Origin of the sequence: Nonomuraea sp. MG754425 (genome assembly GCF_021699195.1) — a bacterium.
GTDB lineage: Bacteria > Actinomycetota > Actinomycetes > Streptosporangiales > Streptosporangiaceae > Nonomuraea.
Map to the genome: position 1 here is coordinate 1 of NZ_SSXE01000457.1, position 788 is coordinate 788.

A 788-nucleotide genomic window follows, 5' to 3' on the forward strand; every position below is an offset into this window, starting at 1 on the left:
GGCGCGGGCCTCGTCGAGCCCCTCGTAACACTGGAGCCTGATCAGGTCGGCCCCGGTGGTCTCGGACACCGCCTTGGCGAGCTGCGTCTTCCCGACCCCGGCGGGCCCTTCGACCAGCAGCGGCTTGCCCAGCGCGGCGGCGAGGAACACCGAGGTGGAGATGGCGTCGTCGGAGAGATAGTCAACGGCGGCGAGCCGCTCCGTCACGTCGGCGGGCGAGTCGAACATCGATGCTCCTGTCTGGTGGCCGAACTTTATTCTAGCGGGTGGACGTCCACGATTTCCGATTCGACCAGGATGGGGATCACCGGTATATTTCCTTCTGCCAGCGCCGCTAGCTCAGTTGGTTAGAGCAGCTGACTCTTAATCAGCGGGTCCGGGGTTCGAGTCCCTGGCGGCGCACCGCACGAAAACCCCAGCTCACTGTCCTGAGCTGGGGTTTCTCGGCTCTTGGAGACTCTCGGACGAGGCCGAGATCGGCCGCTGGTTGCTCTTCGGCACGGTTCCGGCACATGGCCGGACGTTCTGTCGCCGGTTCGGGGCCCGTTTCTCAGGTCAGACGCACAAGAAGCCCAAGAGAGCGCCACGCCAGAGGGCGCGGCGGGCTCCTGGTGTGTCCCGGGTTGAGTAGAGGTGGGTCGCTGGATTCTCGTGCCACTTGATGAGAGGAAAGTGGCATGGGAAGAAGACGGCTCTTGAGCACTCTCTGGGGAGTGGTCACGATCGGTGACTCAGTTGTGGAGTGCCATCTTCCGGAGTAGGTCGAGGTTGGCCCGGCCGAACATGAG

1 protein-coding gene and 1 tRNA gene are annotated in these 788 nt (G+C 64.1%); one reads left to right on the top strand and one right to left on the bottom strand.

What is annotated here, in order from left to right; all coding sequences use genetic code 11:
* Positions 1-228: AAA family ATPase (locus FAF44_RS53460; RefSeq protein WP_237111160.1), on the bottom strand; the 228-nt coding region annotated here is incomplete at its 3' end.
* A 100-nt stretch (positions 229-328) separates the two neighbouring features.
* On the opposite strand from FAF44_RS53460, the gene FAF44_RS53465 reads away from it, so the two are divergent.
* Positions 329-402 (top strand) — tRNA-Lys (locus FAF44_RS53465).
* Positions 403-788 lie beyond the last annotated feature (386 nt).